The 16,250-nt window shown below is 64.6% G+C and carries 13 protein-coding genes; 7 read left to right on the forward strand and 6 right to left on the reverse strand.

Going from position 1 to position 16,250, the window contains the following annotated elements:
- Positions 1 to 110: 110 nt before the first annotated feature.
- From CXY71_RS17535 to CXY71_RS17545, 3 genes are read right to left on the reverse strand one after another with little or no spacing between them, the layout of a single operon-like run.
- Positions 111 to 1,775, reverse strand: coding sequence for an ABC-F family ATP-binding cassette domain-containing protein (locus CXY71_RS17535; RefSeq protein ID WP_104138447.1), 1,665 nt, complete (start codon positions 1,773 to 1,775; stop codon positions 111 to 113).
- 48 nt (positions 1,776 to 1,823) lie between these two features.
- Positions 1,824 to 2,489 (reverse strand): cyclopropane-fatty-acyl-phospholipid synthase family protein, encoded by a 666-nt coding sequence (locus tag CXY71_RS17540; RefSeq protein ID WP_104138450.1) that lies wholly within the window; start codon positions 2,487 to 2,489, stop codon positions 1,824 to 1,826.
- A 44-nt stretch (positions 2,490 to 2,533) separates the two neighbouring features.
- Complete coding sequence (locus CXY71_RS17545; RefSeq protein WP_104138453.1) at positions 2,534 to 2,800, reverse strand: rhodanese-like domain-containing protein; 267 nt, start codon at positions 2,798 to 2,800, stop codon at positions 2,534 to 2,536.
- Between the two features lie 119 nt (positions 2,801 to 2,919).
- Between CXY71_RS17545 and CXY71_RS17550 the strand changes: the two genes are divergently transcribed.
- Complete coding sequence (locus CXY71_RS17550) at positions 2,920 to 4,200, forward strand: MFS transporter (protein WP_104138456.1); 1,281 nt, start codon at positions 2,920 to 2,922, stop codon at positions 4,198 to 4,200.
- A 213-nt stretch (positions 4,201 to 4,413) separates the two neighbouring features.
- Here the strand turns inward: CXY71_RS17550 and CXY71_RS17560 are convergent, their stop codons facing one another.
- Together CXY71_RS17560 and CXY71_RS17565 are read right to left on the reverse strand one after the other, a co-directional pair.
- Positions 4,414 to 5,133 (reverse strand): DUF2461 domain-containing protein, encoded by a 720-nt coding sequence (locus CXY71_RS17560; RefSeq protein WP_104138459.1) that lies wholly within the window; start codon positions 5,131 to 5,133, stop codon positions 4,414 to 4,416.
- 9 nt (positions 5,134 to 5,142) lie between these two features.
- On the reverse strand, positions 5,143 to 5,709 hold the full coding sequence (locus CXY71_RS17565; protein ID WP_199184363.1) for an HhH-GPD-type base excision DNA repair protein: 567 nt from the start codon (positions 5,707 to 5,709) through the stop codon (positions 5,143 to 5,145).
- A gap of 225 nt (positions 5,710 to 5,934) precedes the next feature.
- On the opposite strand from CXY71_RS17565, the gene CXY71_RS17570 reads away from it, so the two are divergent.
- The 3 genes from CXY71_RS17570 (at position 5,935) to CXY71_RS17580 (ending at position 9,407) form a co-directional block, all read left to right on the forward strand.
- A complete protein-coding gene (locus CXY71_RS17570) occupies positions 5,935 to 7,089 on the forward strand; it encodes a TIGR04053 family radical SAM/SPASM domain-containing protein (protein WP_104138465.1) in 1,155 nt (384 codons plus the stop codon).
- A 70-nt stretch (positions 7,090 to 7,159) separates the two neighbouring features.
- Complete coding sequence (gene hemG, locus CXY71_RS17575) at positions 7,160 to 8,623, forward strand: protoporphyrinogen oxidase (protein WP_158253148.1); 1,464 nt, start codon at positions 7,160 to 7,162, stop codon at positions 8,621 to 8,623.
- 85 nt (positions 8,624 to 8,708) lie between these two features.
- Positions 8,709 to 9,407 (forward strand): cytochrome P450, encoded by a 699-nt coding sequence (locus CXY71_RS17580; protein ID WP_104138471.1) that lies wholly within the window; start codon positions 8,709 to 8,711, stop codon positions 9,405 to 9,407.
- A 328-nt stretch (positions 9,408 to 9,735) separates the two neighbouring features.
- Here the strand turns inward: CXY71_RS17580 and CXY71_RS17585 are convergent, their stop codons facing one another.
- Positions 9,736 to 11,604: a sigma-54-dependent Fis family transcriptional regulator gene (locus tag CXY71_RS17585; protein WP_104138473.1), complete on the reverse strand. Its 1,869-nt coding sequence runs from the start codon at positions 11,602 to 11,604 to the stop codon at positions 9,736 to 9,738.
- A gap of 167 nt (positions 11,605 to 11,771) precedes the next feature.
- On the opposite strand from CXY71_RS17585, the gene CXY71_RS17590 reads away from it, so the two are divergent.
- The 3 genes from CXY71_RS17590 to CXY71_RS17600 are packed head-to-tail and all read left to right on the forward strand — an operon-like array spanning position 11,772 to position 16,246.
- The gene (locus CXY71_RS17590; protein ID WP_104138476.1) at positions 11,772 to 13,628 is read left to right on the forward strand and encodes a hydantoinase/oxoprolinase family protein; all 1,857 of its coding nucleotides are present in this window, start codon (positions 11,772 to 11,774) and stop codon (positions 13,626 to 13,628) included.
- Between the two features lie 33 nt (positions 13,629 to 13,661).
- A complete protein-coding gene (locus CXY71_RS17595) occupies positions 13,662 to 14,117 on the forward strand; it encodes an acetone carboxylase subunit gamma (RefSeq protein ID WP_104138479.1) in 456 nt (151 codons plus the stop codon).
- A gap of 2 nt (positions 14,118 to 14,119) precedes the next feature.
- On the forward strand, positions 14,120 to 16,246 hold the full coding sequence (locus CXY71_RS17600; RefSeq protein WP_104138481.1) for a hydantoinase/oxoprolinase family protein: 2,127 nt from the start codon (positions 14,120 to 14,122) through the stop codon (positions 16,244 to 16,246).
- The last annotated feature ends 4 nt before the right edge of the window (positions 16,247 to 16,250 follow it).

Here is a 16,250-nt window from a genome sequence, read left to right on the forward strand (position 1 = left end):
CGGTGAACGGATAGGGCCACGGTACTGCGGACGAACGACGCGCAACAGGTGGTTCGGTATTTTTGCGTACCTCGCTGGCTCGAGTCGGTCGTAGGAATCGGTCGGAACAGTTACAGCTCGGTCACTTGACCAGCGTTCACCTGCCAGTGCCGGTCGGTATGCACGTTGGCGAGCATCCGGCGGTCGTGCGTGACCAGCAGCAGGGTGCCCTCATAGGAGTCGAGCGCCTGTTCGAGCTGTTCGATCGCGGCGAGGTCGAGGTGGTTGGTCGGTTCGTCGAGCACGAGCAGGTTGACGCCGCGCGCCTGCAACAAGGCTAGCCCGGCCCGGGTGCGCTCCCCCGGCGACAACTCGTCGACCGGCCGGTTCACATGGTCGGCTTTGAGTCCGAACTTGGCCAGCAGTGTGCGCACTTCGGCCGGGGACAGTTCGGGCACGAGCAGCTCGAAACTCGCGGCCAGGGCACGGGCACCGGCCAGCAGCGCCCGGGCCTGGTCGATCTCACCGACTGAGACACTCGAACCAAGGTGAGCGCTGCCGGCATCCGCTTTCTGACGGCCCAGGAGTGCCCGCAGCAGGGTGGACTTGCCGGCGCCGTTCGGGCCGGTGATACCGATGCGTTCACCCCCGTTGATCTGCAGCGACAGGGGACCGAGCACGAAGTCGCCCTGCCGAAACTCGGCGTTGTTGAGGGTCGCTACGACGGCGCTCGAGCGCGGGGCCGCGCCGATGGTGAACTCGAGCTGCCATTCCTTGCGGGGCTCCGGGGCCTCTTCCATGCGCGCAATGCGGCTCTCCATTTGCCGCACCTTCTGGGCCTGCTTTTCGCTTGACTCGACCGATGCCTTGCGGCGAATCTTGTCGTTGTCCGGTGCTTTCTTCATCGCATTGCGCACGCCTTGGCTCGACCATTCCCGCTGAGTTCTGGCGCGATCGACGAGGTCGGCTTTCTTGGCGGCGAACGCGTCATAGTTCTCACGGTTGTGCCGACGCGCGGTTTCGCGTTCCTCGAGGTAAGAGTCGTAGCCGCCGCCGAACACCCGGTTCGCGCCCTGCGCGAGGTCGAGTTCGAGCACCCGGGTGACACAGCGGGTAAGAAATTCACGGTCATGACTGACCAGCACGACGCCGCCGCGCAGCCCGGTGATGAAGGTTTCAAGGCGTTCGAGACCGTCGAGGTCGAGATCATTCGTCGGCTCATCGAGCAGCACGATATCGAAGCGGGAGAGCAGCAAGGCGGCCAGCCCGACCCGAGCGGCCTGGCCGCCGGAGAGCTCGGTCATCAGGCTCAAGGCGGTCAGGCTACCACCCAGAGTGAGGCCGAGGTCGGCGAGCACGATCGGCAGTCGTTCGTCGAGGTCGGCCGCGCCGCTGGCCAGCCAGCGCTCGAGCGCGGTCGAATAGGTGCCGGCCGGGTCGATCCCGTCAGCGCGCGGCTGCGTGTCTGCGAGAGCGGATGCCGCGGCATCCATTTCGCGGGTCGCCTCGGCACATCCGGTGCGCCGAGCGATGTATCCGGCGATGGTTTCCCCGGGCACCCGTTCGTGCTCCTGCGGCAGCGCGCCGACGAAGGCATCCGCTGGACTGCGCGTAATGGTGCCGGCCTGCGGCTCGGTGAGCCCGGCCAGCAGATTCAACAGGGTGGATTTGCCGGCGCCGTTGGCGCCGACCACGCCGACGACATCGCCGGGGGCGACCGTGAGGTCGAGGGATTCAAACAGGGTGCGCTGCGCGTAGCCGCCGGCCAGGCCCTTGGCCACGAGTGTTCCGGTCATTAGACAATATTCTCATTGACTGCGTCGTCTTGGCGCAGGGTGCCCAGCTTACGCGACGGGCGTGCGACGAAGGGTCAGCACGCTGTCGACGAGGGTGGCTACCTGGCCGTCGGGGCCGGTGGCTTCGCGGCCGACGGCAGCTTTGGTGACGATCGTCCAGTGCTCGGAGTCCAGCTCAAGCGAGGTCAGCACCTCGTCGGCCGTCGGCAGCGGAACGCCATCCGGTTTGTGCTTCGACCACGGCGGAAACTGGGCGTGACCGACGACGAGCAGCACGCCGCCCGGTACGACCGTCGCGGCAGCGCGATGCAGAATGACCTCGCGCGGCAGCGGGACCGGTGACTGTAGAAAGTGGGCGGTAACCAGGTCGAACGGGCCGTCCGGCTGCCAGGTGGCCAGGTCCGCTGTGATCCAGCGGATGCGGCCGGTGAGGCCCGCCTTCGCGGCAGCGGCCTCGCCGCGGGCGAGGGCAGTCGGTGAAATATCGACGGCGGTGACGGACCATCCGTTTTGGGCCAGCCACAGCGCATCGCCGCCCTCGCCGCTGCCGAGGTCGAGCGCCGTGCCCGGAGTAAGATCGTCGGCCTCGCGTTCGAGCGCGGCATTCGCGCTTCCGCTCCAGGCGCGGTCGCTCTCCCGATAGCGGTTCTCCCAAAAGGTTGCGGCATCTGGTGCCGACTCGCCGTCGTGCCCGTGCCCGCTTGAATTCGTCATATTTCTACGATGCCCGGTGTCGCGTTTCGGCGCAAATCTGGCCGCTACCGGCAGCTGCGCTGCTGGCTGAGTGCAGAAACATCCCCGTCAAAGGTTGGCGACTGCACCTCGGCGTTGATCGCCCCGTCGAGGTGACCTGCGCCGTATTCATCGGGCGTGCCCACATCGATCACGACAGTGCCCGCTGTCAGCTCAATCGGTTCGGCTGATGGTGAGCAGGCCGCCAGACCGAACACGACGGTGACGGCTAAAACCAGAGCGGTGAGCGCTTTCTTCATGAGCTGCTTTCGGAACGGGGAAACAAGCAACATATTTCGTCTATTTATACCGTGTGGGGTATTTTAGTGGAGAGCGAGCCCGCCGCGACTGGGGCTCGATAGAGTGAACCTCAGGCGGCCGGTCGAGGTCACAACCAGGGGAAAAACACACGATGAAAAACAATCGAACACCCGTCGAGCCAACGGTCGTAACACAGGCTCCGGAGGCGCACACCGCCTTACAGCAACGCGTCGTGCGAGTGCTCATTGCCGGCCAGATTCTCGGCGGCATCGGAATGGGAGCAACCCTGTCATTGGGTGCTCTGCTCGCCGCCGAACTGTCGGGGTCGAACGCCTGGTCGGGCATGGCCGCGACCATGAGTACCCTCGGGGCGGCGATCGTGGCCGTGCCTCTCGCCCGGCTGGCGCAGGCGCGCGGGCGTCGCGTGTCGCTCGCGACCGGTTCGCTTATGGCCGGCGCGGGCGCGGTGCTCGCGATCATCTCGGTGTCCGTTGACATTTTCGCCCTGCTGCTCCTGGCCCTGATGCTGCTCGGCGCTGGCTCGGCGACGAACTTGCAAGCCCGCTTTGCAGCGACCGACCTCGCGACCGCGCGCTTTCGAGCCCGCGACCTGTCGATCGTGGTCTGGTCGACGACCATTGGCGCCGTGCTCGGCCCTAACCTGTTCGGACCGGGAGAGGCGCTCGGTGCCGCCCTCGGGCTGCCGGCCATGACCGGCGCATTCGCTTTTTCCCTGGCAGCCACCGTGGCCGCCGCGTTCGTTTACGCGCTCGGTCTCTTACCCGACCCCCTGCTCACAGCGCTGGCGGAGCGCTCGAAGAGCGCGGATATCCGTCGGGCCAGTGGCGGTTTGGCTATTCTGCGCGGCAACGCGGCGGCCCGGTATGCCGTGGCGGTCATCGCACTCAGCCACGCGACGATGGTCGCCCTGATGTCAATGGCACCGGTCCACTTGCGCGACCACGGCGCGACCCTCTCCATCGTGGGCCTGACGATCAGCCTGCACGTGGCTGGAATGTACGCCCTCTCCCCCGTGTTCGGCGCGCTTTCCGACCGCCTTGGGCGGCTTCCGATCATTCTCGGCGGGCAGGCCATGCTGCTGGTCGCACTCACTGTGGCCTGGCTCAGCGACGGATCACAGGGCACGATGACGCTCAGCCTGATCTTTCTGGGACTGGGCTGGTCGGCATCCGTTGTGGCCGGATCTGCACTCGTCTCGGAGGCCGTCGAGATCGAGGATCGCTCCTCGCTGCAGGGGTTCTCCGATCTTTCGATGAACGCGGCTGGCGCCCTCGGCGGGGCGATCGCCGGGCCGATTCTGGCGCTGGCCGGGTATTCCGGGCTCGGCCTTTGCGCCATGGCGCTCGTCGCCGTCGTGGTCATCTGGTCGACCCTGCGACTAAGCGGCCCCGCGCCGCGTCAGCTCTCCTGATCATTACCATTATACCCCACAGGGTATAAACCCGCAGCGTGGCCACCATTGATATCACCGAGAAAACCTTCGACACCACCATCACGAACAACGCGATCGTGTTTGTCGACTTTTGGGCGGGCTGGATGAAGTGATCGCTACCGTGCAGGGTCACGACGTGGCCGAGGTACGAACAAGAATGGCAGCGCGCTAAACGGATGCCGACGGCGATGGTCAGGCGGACCAGCGCCGACCCGTGGCTGCTTCTTGCGCGAGCGGGGTAGTCGCGGCGAGGGGAACGTTGAGAAAATCCACGACCGGCTGGAACGCACGAAACCGCTCGATTACGAGATCCGTGAATTTCTCATCGAGCGCGACGTCACCGGGCAGGGTCGAAACCAGCGCCCAGCTGCGGTTGAGCAGCAAATCGGCTGCCGGATGGTCGATCGGAAAGCCGCGTGGCGCGCGAATGAGCTTGTTGCCGCCGAATGGCTGCGCCAGTCTGGCGAGTGCGGGCGTGGCAAGCAGGGAGCGCAGCTCGGCGTGATGTTCGAGCACGTAGTCGCGGATGGCCCGCAACTGCGGCGGCTGCGGGCTGTAGGCACCGCCGGCCATCATGACGCCGTGCACGCCGACCTGCAGAAAGTATCCGGCTCCCCCAGCCTTCTCCAGCCCACGGGGCGGCCAGTGTGCGGCCAGGTGGGTCTTGTACGGCGACTTGTCGTTGGAGAAACGAACATCGCGATAGATGCGCATCATGGCTTTGTGCGGCGGACGCACGCAATCGGCCGCGAAATCGCCTAAGGCGAGATTGAGCGATGCGATGACCGCGAGCATCCGCTCTTTCAGTTCGATCTCGTAGATCGGTTTGTGCTCCTGGAACCATTCACGTTCGTTGCGGTGCTCGAGTTCGTCGAGGAAGTCGAATGTCTGTTCGCTGAAATGAGCACCCACCCCGCGAGACTACGCCTTCGCAGCCGCCTTGGCGGCCCGTTTGGTCTCGCGCACCCGGGTGAGCGATTTGGGGTCGACGATATCGGCCACCGATCGAAATGATCCTTCTTCCCCGTAGGGAGCGGATGCCCCGCGCCAGCCATCCGCGTCGACCCCGAGTCGCTTGCCGAGAACCGCAAGGAAGATCTTCGCCTTCTGTTCGCCGAATCCGGGCAGTGCCTTCAGCCGGAGCAAAATTTCGGGACCGGTGGGGTGATCAGCAGTCCAGATCGAGGCCGTATCGCCGTTCCAGCTACTCACGATAACCTCGGCGACCTCCTGCACGCGTTTGGCCATCGAGCCCGGAAAGCGGTGCACGGCGGGCGATTGACGAAACACGTCGACGAAGGCGTCGGCGTCGTAGTCGGCAATCGTGGCCGGGTCGAGCGCGCCGATGCGATCGCGAATTTTGGCCGGGCCGACAAAGGCCGTCTCCATGGCGATTTGCTGATCAAGCAGCATGCCAACGAGCAGTGCAAACGGATTCTCGCTGAGGAGGCTGTCGGCGGCGGCATCGCCGGTCAGGTGCAGTGTCATCATGCGCCCATTGTGCCACTGCGCTGTTCTCGGTGCGTTCGGGGCAACTTGATGGGCTGAATAAAACCGGAACTCTCTGACGTATCCGAACGGATGATCCTGCTAAAAATTAAGAGGATCGAAAGACCCCGAGCACAGGCTTCGCAGAAACCCGGAGGCCGCTCGAAACCGCAGGCACGATCGCCCGGAGACCCTCCGAATCTCGGCGCCTGGACGAGGAACCCCATGAGCGAAACCCCACGCAAACGCCCGGTACGCCTGCTGCACCACGACGCCGCCGAACGCCCGTTCATCGTGATCTGGGAGGTCACGCGAGCGTGTCAGCTGGTCTGCACGCACTGTCGCGCCGACGCCATTCGCACCCGCAATCCGTTAGAGCTCAGCACCGAGCAGGGCAAGACCCTGCTCGACGACCTCGCTGCGTTCGGTACGCCGCGTCCGCTCGTCGTACTGACCGGTGGCGACCCCTTCGAACGCCCCGACCTGCCCGAACTCGTCGCGCACGGCACCGCACTCGGGCTGAGCATGGCGCTGTCCCCTTCGGTGACCCCGAAGCTGACCCGTGAGGTGCTCGTCGAACTGCACGACGCCGGGGCGAAGGCCATCTCGCTATCGCTGGATGGCGCATCCGCTGCCACCCACGACGCCTTTCGCGGCGTAGACGGTGTCTTCGACGACACCATGGTCGCGGCCCGTCTGGTGCGCGAGGTCGGCTATCGACTGCAGATCAACACGACCGTCACCGCCGACAACGTGCACGAACTGCCGGCAATTCTCAAGACCGTGCTCGAACTCGGCACGACGCTATGGAGCATCTTCTTTCTGGTGCCGACCGGCCGTGGCAAGCTGCTGCAGGCGTTGACCGCCACGCAGGAAGAAGAGGTGCTGCACTGGATGCACGACGTTTCTGAGCTCGTCGCCATCAAGGCGACCGAAGCGCCGCACTACCGCCGCATCGCCATTCAGCGCGCCGGCGTGGCGGACCTCGACGCGGCGTTCCCGGTCGGTCCGCTGCGCACTGTGCTGCGTCGGGACACCGCCGAGCTGCTCACCGGCGACGAACCTAAACGACGCGCGGCCCGGGCACCGATCGACGTCAATTCCGGTCGAGGGTTTGCCTTCGTCGACCACGTCGGCATGGTCTACCCGAGCGGGTTCCTGCCGGTCGCGGTCGGCTGCGTGCGAGACCAGCCCTTCCCCGACATCTACCGCGACGCCGACCTACTGCAGGACCTGCGCTCCCCGGATAATTTTGGAGGCCGCTGCGGCCGCTGCGAGTTTCGTGCGGTCTGCGGCGGGTCGCGCTCGCACGCCTATGCGGTCACCGGCGATCCGCTCGCCGCGGACCCGAGCTGTGCCTACGAACCCGCACGAGCATAGCCCGTACCGGTGCGACCGGCGAACGGGCTGGTCGTCGGTGATTTCTGCGTTGTCCACGAAAGGAATAGCAGTGTCAGATCAGACCCGCGTCACCATCGTTGGCGCCGGAATCGGCGGCCTCGCCACCGCCTACTACCTGCGGCGCCGGCTCGGCGGCCGGGTACAGATCACGCTCGTCGAGAGTACCGATCGGCTGGGTGGAAAGATTGCCACGCGAAGTTTCGCGGGGCATCCGCTCGATACCGGCCCCGACGCCCTCATGGTGCGCGCATCCGTCGCCGCGGCGCTGATCGCGGACCTCGGCCTGGCCGACCGGGTCGTGGTGCCGAACGTTGGCGGGGCGCGCATCCGGAGCCGCAACCGCCTGCGTTCGCTACCGGAAGGCACCATGTTCGGCGTTCCCGGCGGCCTGGTGCCGCTGATTCGCTCCCGGCTACTCTCGCCGCTGGGGTTGCTTCGCGCCGCCTTCGACCTGGTATTGCCGCGCAGCCGATCCGCCGCGGCCGACCCCTCGATCGGTGAGCTGGTGCGCACCCGGATGGGCTCCCAGGTTTTCAATCGCCTGGTCGAGCCGCTGCTCGGCGGCGTGCACGCCGGACGCGCCGACACACTCAGCGCCCAGAGCACGGCCCCCGACATCGCTGCCCTCGCCCACACCCACCGCAGCCTCTACCTCGGAATGCGCCGTCGGCCAGCACGCTCGCCCGACGGCGGTCCCGTGCTGGTGACCCTGACCACCGGCCTCGGCGGACTGGTCGATGCCCTCGCCGACCAGCTGACAGATGCCACGGTGCGGCGCGGCAGTGCTGCCACCGCGGTGACACCCGCGGCAGGGCCCCGGGCAAGCGGCTACCGCATCGACCTCGAAGACGGCGATGTCATCGACGCTGACATGGTCGTGCTGGCAACACCGGCTTTCGCGTCGGCCCGACTCGTGGCTTCGGCCGCCCCGCAGCTTGGCGCATTGCTGGGCGAAATCGAATATGCCAACGTGGCCACGATCGGCCTGGCGTACCCTCGGTCCGCGTTCCCGGCCCCCCTCGTCGGCACCGGTTTTCTGGTGCCGCCCGAGGAACACCGGCTCATTGTCGGTTGCACCTGGTCCAGCCTGAAGTGGCCACACCTGGCCGACGACGACGTGGTACTGGTGCGCTGCATGGTCGGCCGGCGCGGTGATAACCGCTGGCTCTCTATGAGAGACACCACCCTCGTGCGACGAGTGCGGGACGAACTCGATGAGGCGATGGGACTGCGCGGCAAGCCGCTCGAGCAGTTCGTTCAGCGCTGGCGACAAGGCACGCCACAGTATCTGGTGGGCCACCAGGCCCGCCTCGATGCCCTGGCCGAGGAACTGACTGCGCTGCCCGGGCTGTTCCTGACCGGTTCGGCCTATCGAGGCGTGGGGCTGTCCAGCTGCATCGCCGACGCCGAACGCACGGCGGAGTCGATCCGCTCCCTCGCGGCCTCGACTGGAGTCGGGCTCGGCCTGCGCGTTCCGGCGCACTTTGCACCAGACCATCCAGGAGAACGATGACCGAGAACCAGCCGTGTAACTGGAACCCGCGCTCCCCCGCGGTGCTCGAGAACCAGATCGCCGCCTATGACGAGCTGCGCGGGCGATGCCCGGTCGCGCGGCGACGCTCGCGCAAGACCAGCCGGCGATGGCGGCGATCGCGGTCGAGTTCGACGGCTTCATCCGTGCTCTTCTCGTCGCGCGCCGCCAGGCGGGCGACGCCGCACCGGACGATCTGACCATCCACCTGCTCAGTGAGCGCGTCTGGGACCGCCCGATGACCGACAACGAGCTCGTCAGCCTGCTGCGCAACTGGACCGTCGGCGAGCTGAGCACGATCTCGGCCGGCGCCGGGATTCTGGCTCACTACCTGGCGGCGCACCCACCGACCCAGCAGCTGCTCCGCGAGGACCCCTCCCTGATCGGTGCAGCGAACGACGGGATCCTGCGCCTGCACGCTCCCCTGATAGCCAACCGCCGCATGACGACCGAGTCGGTCGAGGTCGGCGGTCAGCTCATCGGCGCGGGAGAGCGAGTCACCGTGCTCTGGGCGTCGGCCAACCGCGACGAGGCGGTCTTCAACGACCCGGATGAGTTTCGGCTCGACCGCGACCCGGCGGACAACCTGTTGTATGGCCGCGGCATCCACGTGTGCCCCGAGGCCCCGCTGGCTCGCCTTGAGCTGCGGGTCCTGGTCGAAGAGTTGCTTGCGCGCATCACCGAGCTGGTGCCGGCTGACATCTCACCAACGCACGCCCACTACCCCGGAAGCGGCTTCGCAACTCTTCCTCTCGTGCTGCGCTGAACGGTGAAGCGGTGCCGAAGCGATTCTTCATTCGAACAGTCGCGGCCGAGAAAACGTCGGAGTGTCGGTCATCATGACACTTTCTCATTTACCTGACGCGGTAGCGCTTGTCGCCAGTAGGATCAGCCCCATGCTTGGGATAATCATTGAAATCACACTGGCCGGTGGCGTAATCGTTGGCGCAGCTCAGGGGGTCTGGTAGACACAGGCTTCAGCTGTGCTCTGCTGTATAGCACGATCATGTCGGCCGTGCCGATCGTGGTCCCGATCATCTTAACGAAAACCGCAGGCGTGGCGAGTGCGCCTGAGAGGCGTGTACACGTAGCTGCTACGAGTCGGTGACCGTGATGCCGAAAGTCTTGAGCTTGCGATAGAGAGATGACCGGGCGATTCCCAGGGCCTCCGCCGCGCGCATGCGGTTGCCTTCGGCCTTGTGCAGCGCGCCGACGATGAGGTCACGCTCGCCAGCTTCCAGCGCCGTCAAGAGCCGGGGCGCAACGCCGTGGCAGTAGGCGGGCAGGTCCTCAGCCTGGATGGCACCGACCGGGCGTGTGAGCAGGGCGATATCGAGCGCTTCTTCGAGCTGTCGAATGTTACCGGGCCACGGGTAGCGTGAGATCACCCGCATGGCACCGGCGCTGACGGTGGCTGGTCGCAATCCGGCTTGTCGGGCGAGTACCCGCGCGACGATGTCGGGCAGGTCGTCGAGGCGATGCCGCAGCGGCGCGACCGTGACGGAGACCTCGAAATGGTGCAGCAACGTCGTAAACAGCCGACCTGCCGCACGGTCTGCCTGCAGATCGGGTTGCGACACAGTGACGGCGATAGCGCCAGCACCTTCGCCCGCGTTCACCTCCCGCTTGATGAGAAACGCATCAAATTCAGCGACAGCGGCCGCGCTCAAGCGATCGATATTGCGGAAGATGTACAACGTGGGCAAGGCAGCGGCGTTCATCAGGTCTTTGTCAATGGCCGGTTGCACACCCTGCTCGTTGAGCTCGTCAGCGCTGTACACCACGCTACGACCCAGCGGCACGACGTGTCGATAGAGTTCAGCCAGAAGGGATACCTTGCCTCCACCCGCCTCGCCCAGCACGAGGAGGGCTGCGCCCACGGTGAGAGCGGAGATAACGCTGCCGGACGCACGTTTACCGAGTAACGATGACACATCATTGAGAATTGTCGATGGTGCTTGAATGTCGCTCAACACCGGCTCCCGCACTCGACGCCCCCGCACTGGCAATAGTTTCAGACCAGGCCCGCCGACCAGAATCGGGGCGACTTCGGAGACGATTTCGACGACCACAACTATCCCCGCTACATCGGGACCGACCACGACGCGCTTGCCTCGAATATGAACGACCTTGCCCGACGACAATTCAATCTGGTCAACCGGTTGGCCCGGAGCGATCGTCAAATAGCGGGCATGTTCGCGGATTGTCAGCTGTTCATCGGGCGCAAACAAACTCTGCGCAACCGCGTTGCCCATCACGATCGTGCCGCCGATCGCCATGACGGCGCCGCGCGTTCGAGAATCTACCCGAACGTACGCCTCGAACAGGGCCTGCTGACACTGACTCCGATCGACGAGAAGGTTGCGCTCAATCTCTCGGGCGGCCGACCGCACCAGGGAAGGCATCAAGGGGCTGGCATCCTCGCTTAGACAACTAAGGTCTAGGACGCCCTCGATACGCCCGGTCAGCGGGTCACGAATCGGACTTCCCGCACACGCGAACGGCTGGAGATGCTCGATAAAATGCTCGGGACCAACAATGTACAGGGGCTGGCCCGACTCGAGCACGGTACCGATTCCGTTGGTTCCAACGCTGGTCTCGGCATAATTGAACCCCGGCGCCAGCGATACTTCATCGAGCAGGGTTCCGATCGTCTTGTCGGTTTCTAAGCGGCTGAGAATTCTCGCCTTGGAGTCGGTGAGCACGATCGATAGCGGCATCTCGGCCATTTCTTCGCTCAGCCGGGCGATGACTGGTGCGGAACATCGCATTAGGCGACCGGTGAGGTCAAGATCGCTGTGAAAAACTGCCTGGGACGAAAACGCGTTTACGCCAGCGGTGAGGGACCGCTGCCAGGAAGCCGCCACGACTTTAGGAACCGATTGGGTTTCGGCGTGACCGAACCGCAGAAAATCGGCGCGTTCAGCGGCAATCTTGATTCGCCGATCGGCGACTCTGTGCATATCGACTCCCTTGTGGACTCTTTAAGCATGCCCTGTACTCGACCGCAAGCGCTAGCCGCGGAGTGTCCCAATGTGGGACACGCCGCGGTCTGAACACGGGGCCAGTCTTGCTAGAGTGCCTCCCCCCGGGGCATCGGTCACTCACAACAACCCGCAATGGAGCGCTCATGGAACGATTGATCAATATCGACAACGGTGGAACCCTCACCGACATTGTCGTCGCCAGCGGCACAGATTTCACGTTCACCAAGACTCTCACCACCCCGGTAGACCTGTCTCAGTGTCTCTTCGACGCCATGACGAAGGTGTCTACCCAGCTGTATGGACAGACGAACCTGGCCGATCTGCTGCACTCAACCCGGCACATCCGCTATTCGTCAACGCAGGGCACCAACGCGCTCGTACAGCGCAAGGGTCCACTGATTGGCCTGATCACCGATGATCCCACTCTGCCAGACTCGCTCGCTACCTCGAAAGAGACGGCTGGGCTCTTCAACGATCTGATCGGCGCCCGCATCGGCATCATCGCGGCCGACGGCACCCCGGAGGAGCTCTCTCGGCAGTTCGTCGCCGACATCAACCGGCTGACGACGGCTGGAGCCGAGCGGCTCGTCGTGGCAGCGTCGAGTGCCCAACGCGAGCAGCTGTTCAAGCGCACCATGCTCAAGAATTTTCCCAGGCATCTGCTCGGTTCGGTGCCGATTCTGTTCTCCCGGGAGTTTGCCTCTGACACCTCACGCGACCGACAGGTCTGGTCGGGAATTCTCAACTCCTTTCTACACCCCACCGTCGAGCGGTTTCTCTACAGCGCCGAGCACCGGCTGCGCGCCTACAAGGTAAAGAACCCCCTGCTGATCTACCGCAACGACGGCGCATCCTCTCGCGTCGCCAAATCGGTCGCGCTCAAGACCTATTCTTCGGGGCCGCGCGGCGGGCTCGAAGGCACGCGTGCGCTCGCCGAGGCCTACGGTCTCGACAATGTGCTGATGATCGATGTGGGCGGCACCACAACGGATGTTGGCGGCGTCGCGAACAAGGCGATCGCCGTCGACCGGCGCGGATCGATTCAGGGCGTCGATATCTCCTACGAGATGAGTGACGTGCGCTCGACCGGCGTGGGCGGCAGCTCAATCATCGCCGTGCACGACGGTGAGATCACCGTGGGGCCGGAGAGCGTCGGCGCCGCTCCCGGACCGGCCTGCTTTGGTTTCGGCGGCACCCAGGCCACCATTACAGACGTCAACCTGCTGCTCGGCATTCTCGACCCAGCTACCTACCTGAACGGCGAGATGGCGCTCGATGCCGAACGGTCACGCGCGGTCATCACCAAGACCGTTGCTGATCCGCTCGGCATCAGCCTCGACGAGGCGCTGATCCGCATGGAACACAGCTACTCCGGTCATCTGGCACAGGCCTTCGCCGACCTGGTCAGCCCGACCGGCGAAACGACCGTGGCTGCGTTCGGCGGCGGCGGACCGATGAGTGCCTGCAGCGCTGCTCGCCTGGCCGGCGTGCACCACGTGCTCGTGCCTCGTCTCGCGGCGGTGTTCTCGGCCTACGGCATCAGCTTCTCGGACATCGCGCAGTCCTATGAAACCAACGTCACCGGTTTCTCGGCCGAAGAACTGACTGCGACACGTCAGTCGATGCAAGCGGATGCCGGCCGGGACATGTTCCAGGAAGGGCACGACCTGAGCGAGTGCGAACTCGAATGGTCGACCATCATCGAAGACGGCGAAGAGATCCTCGCCCTCAAGGCCATTTTCAGGCTGCCACACCCGACCATCGACACCGGCCTTCCCTCAGCGGCGAGCCCCGCAGTCGCTACCGGAACGCGGCAGGTGCGCTCCTCGGCGACGCGCGTCGACAGCGTATCCGTTTATGAGCTCGACGGTCAGGTGCCCGGCGCCACGGCAGCCGGACCCGCCATCGTCGAGGGCCCGTTCTTTACCGCGCGCGTACCGCTCGGCTGGACGCTCACGGTATCCGCCGCCGGCGACCTGCAACTAGCCGACACCCTCTAATCCACTTTGTTTCCCAAGGAAGGTACAAACAAAATGCGCGTTCCCATGACCGAATACCTGCTCATCGACCTCGACACGGAACGATGGATCTGCCGCGTTTGCGCCCACGACTTCGGCGATGCTCGCGGCAATTATAAGGAGGGCACTCTGGTCTACGACCGAGACCCCCAAGAGATTCATCCTCCCGTGATCGACCCGGAGAAGTACGAATTCACGTTCTCTCCCGACCCCGCCTTCTGCCGCATTCTGGAGTTCTACTGCCCCACCTGCGGAACCCAAATCGAAGCCGAATATCTGCCGCCGGGGCATCCGCCGACCGTCGACATGCTGTGGGACATCGACTCGCTACGCGAAAAGTGGGATGCCCATGGCGGCAACCCCGAAGAGGTCGTCAACTATGGCCCTGGCGAAAACGCCGAGGCCGACCTCAGCGCCCGCTTCGACTCCGTGACACCCCACGCCCACTCGCGCCAAAACGAAGGACACTGACCGTGAAACGAATCTCGGTAGACATCGGCGGCACGTTCAGCGATTGTTTCTTTGTCTGGGATGACGTATACATCGAATCGAAGGCGCTCACCACGCACCACAACCTGGCACTCGGTTTCAACGAAGCCCTCGACCGGGCCTGCGAAAGGGCTGGAATCAGCCGCGAGACGGCACTCAAAGAGGTGGACTCGGTACGCTATGCCACGACGCTGGGCACCAACGCCCTGATCGAGGGCAAGGGCCCACGGGTCGCGGCTATCGTCACCCACGGCTTTGAAGACACCATCCCGCTCTCCCGCGGACGTGGTTACGGTGAGGGGCTCGACGCGGCCAAGCAGGGCGACATGCCTGACGCCCAACGTCCCGAACCACTCGTGCCACGCCAGCTCATCCGCTCGGTGAAGGAACGCATTGATTCGGTCGGGGAAGTGCTCGTGCCACTCATGTACGACGACGTGCGCACCCAGGTTCGCGAGCTCGTCGACAACGGCGCCGAGGCCATCGTGATTGCCCTGACCAACGCCACCGAGAACTCGGTACACGAGGACCGCATCCTCGAGATCATCCTCGACGAGTACCCCACGCACGAGCTTGGCTCCATTCCGGTGCTGCTCAGCAGTCAGGTATCGGGGCGCAAGGGCGAGTACGTGCGGGCCATGGCCACTGTCGTCGACGCTTTTTTGCACCAGACAATGTTTCACGCGCTCAATCAGCTCTCCAACAACCTGCGCGACTCGGGGTACGAGAAGCCGATGCTGGTCATTCATAATTCGGGCGGTATGGCGCAGCCGAACTCCACGGATGCCCTGCAGACGATTCACTCCGGGCCGATCGCCGGCGTCGGGGCGGCCCAACACCTCGCGGAGTCAACCGGTCTTGGCGACGTAGTGTCAATGGACATGGGTGGCACCTCGTTCGATATCGGTCTGGTGCCAGAGGGCGGAGTACGGCACTACGATTTCCAGCCCACCATTGGTCGTTGGATGGTCTCCGCGCCGATGATCCACCTCAACACGCTCGGCGCCGGCGGCGGATCTATCGCCGCCTACAACCGCATTCACCATGCCCTCCAAATCGGTCCGGAGTCAGCTGGAAGCGACCCGGGCCCGGCCTGCTATGACCGCGGTGGCCTGCGCCCAACGGTTACCGACGCCGACTTGGTACTCGGCTACCTCGACCCGGACAATTACGCCAACGGGCACATCAATCTCAACAAGAAGCGTTCGATCTATGTCATCGATGAGACGCTCAGCGACGAGCTCGACCTGGACGCGGTTGAGGTTGCCAAGGTTATTAAGAAGACTGTCGACGAACAGATGGCGATCGGCATCGAGAAGGAGCTGCGCTCCCGTGGCGGGCTGATCGAGGACTACACGATGCTCGCCTACGGCGGTAACGGTCCGCTGCATGCCTGCGGCATCGCGGCGAGCGCCGGCATCAGCCGTATCTTGTTTCCGCCGTTCGCCTCGGTGTTCTCCGCGCTCGGGGCCGGCAACATGCGTCCGCTGCACATTCACGAACGCAGCGCCTACGTCGTGCTCTACGAACCGATCAAGCGCAGCCTCTACGCCCAGTACGAAGCGCTCAACGGGTACATCGAGGAGCTCGAAGCGAAGGGCGCCGAAGACCTCGTGCGCCAGGGCTACGACCGCGCCGACGTGCGCTACCGCCTCGAAATGGACATGCGCTACGGCAACCAGCTCGTCACCACTGCCGTCGCCTTCAACATCAACCGGGTCAACGGAGTTGCCGACGTGCTGCACCTGATCAAGACGTTCTCCGAGCTCTTTGGCGAACGCTACGGCGAGGGCACCCAGGCGCCGGAGGCGGGCGTCCGTGCGCAGACCATTCGCGTAGCGTCCTATATCGAGGGCGAAGTCATTCAATTCGAGTCGATCAAAACCGGCGGCGAAAAGATTAAGCCGGCACCGGTCTCCCGGCGTTCGGTGCACTTCACGAGCATCGCCGGCGCAGTCGACACCCCTGTCTATGACGCCGACGCACTCAAACACGAATACGTGATCCACGGACCGGCGATCGTCACGACCGAAAACACCACCTATCTGGTGGAACCGGGCTGGCGCCTGGAACCGACAGTGCAGGGGGCGGTATGGCTACTGAGCGACTGACCGA

The sequence above is a fragment of the Cryobacterium sp. Y62 genome, from assembly GCF_002929785.1.
Classification (GTDB): domain Bacteria; phylum Actinomycetota; class Actinomycetes; order Actinomycetales; family Microbacteriaceae; genus Cryobacterium.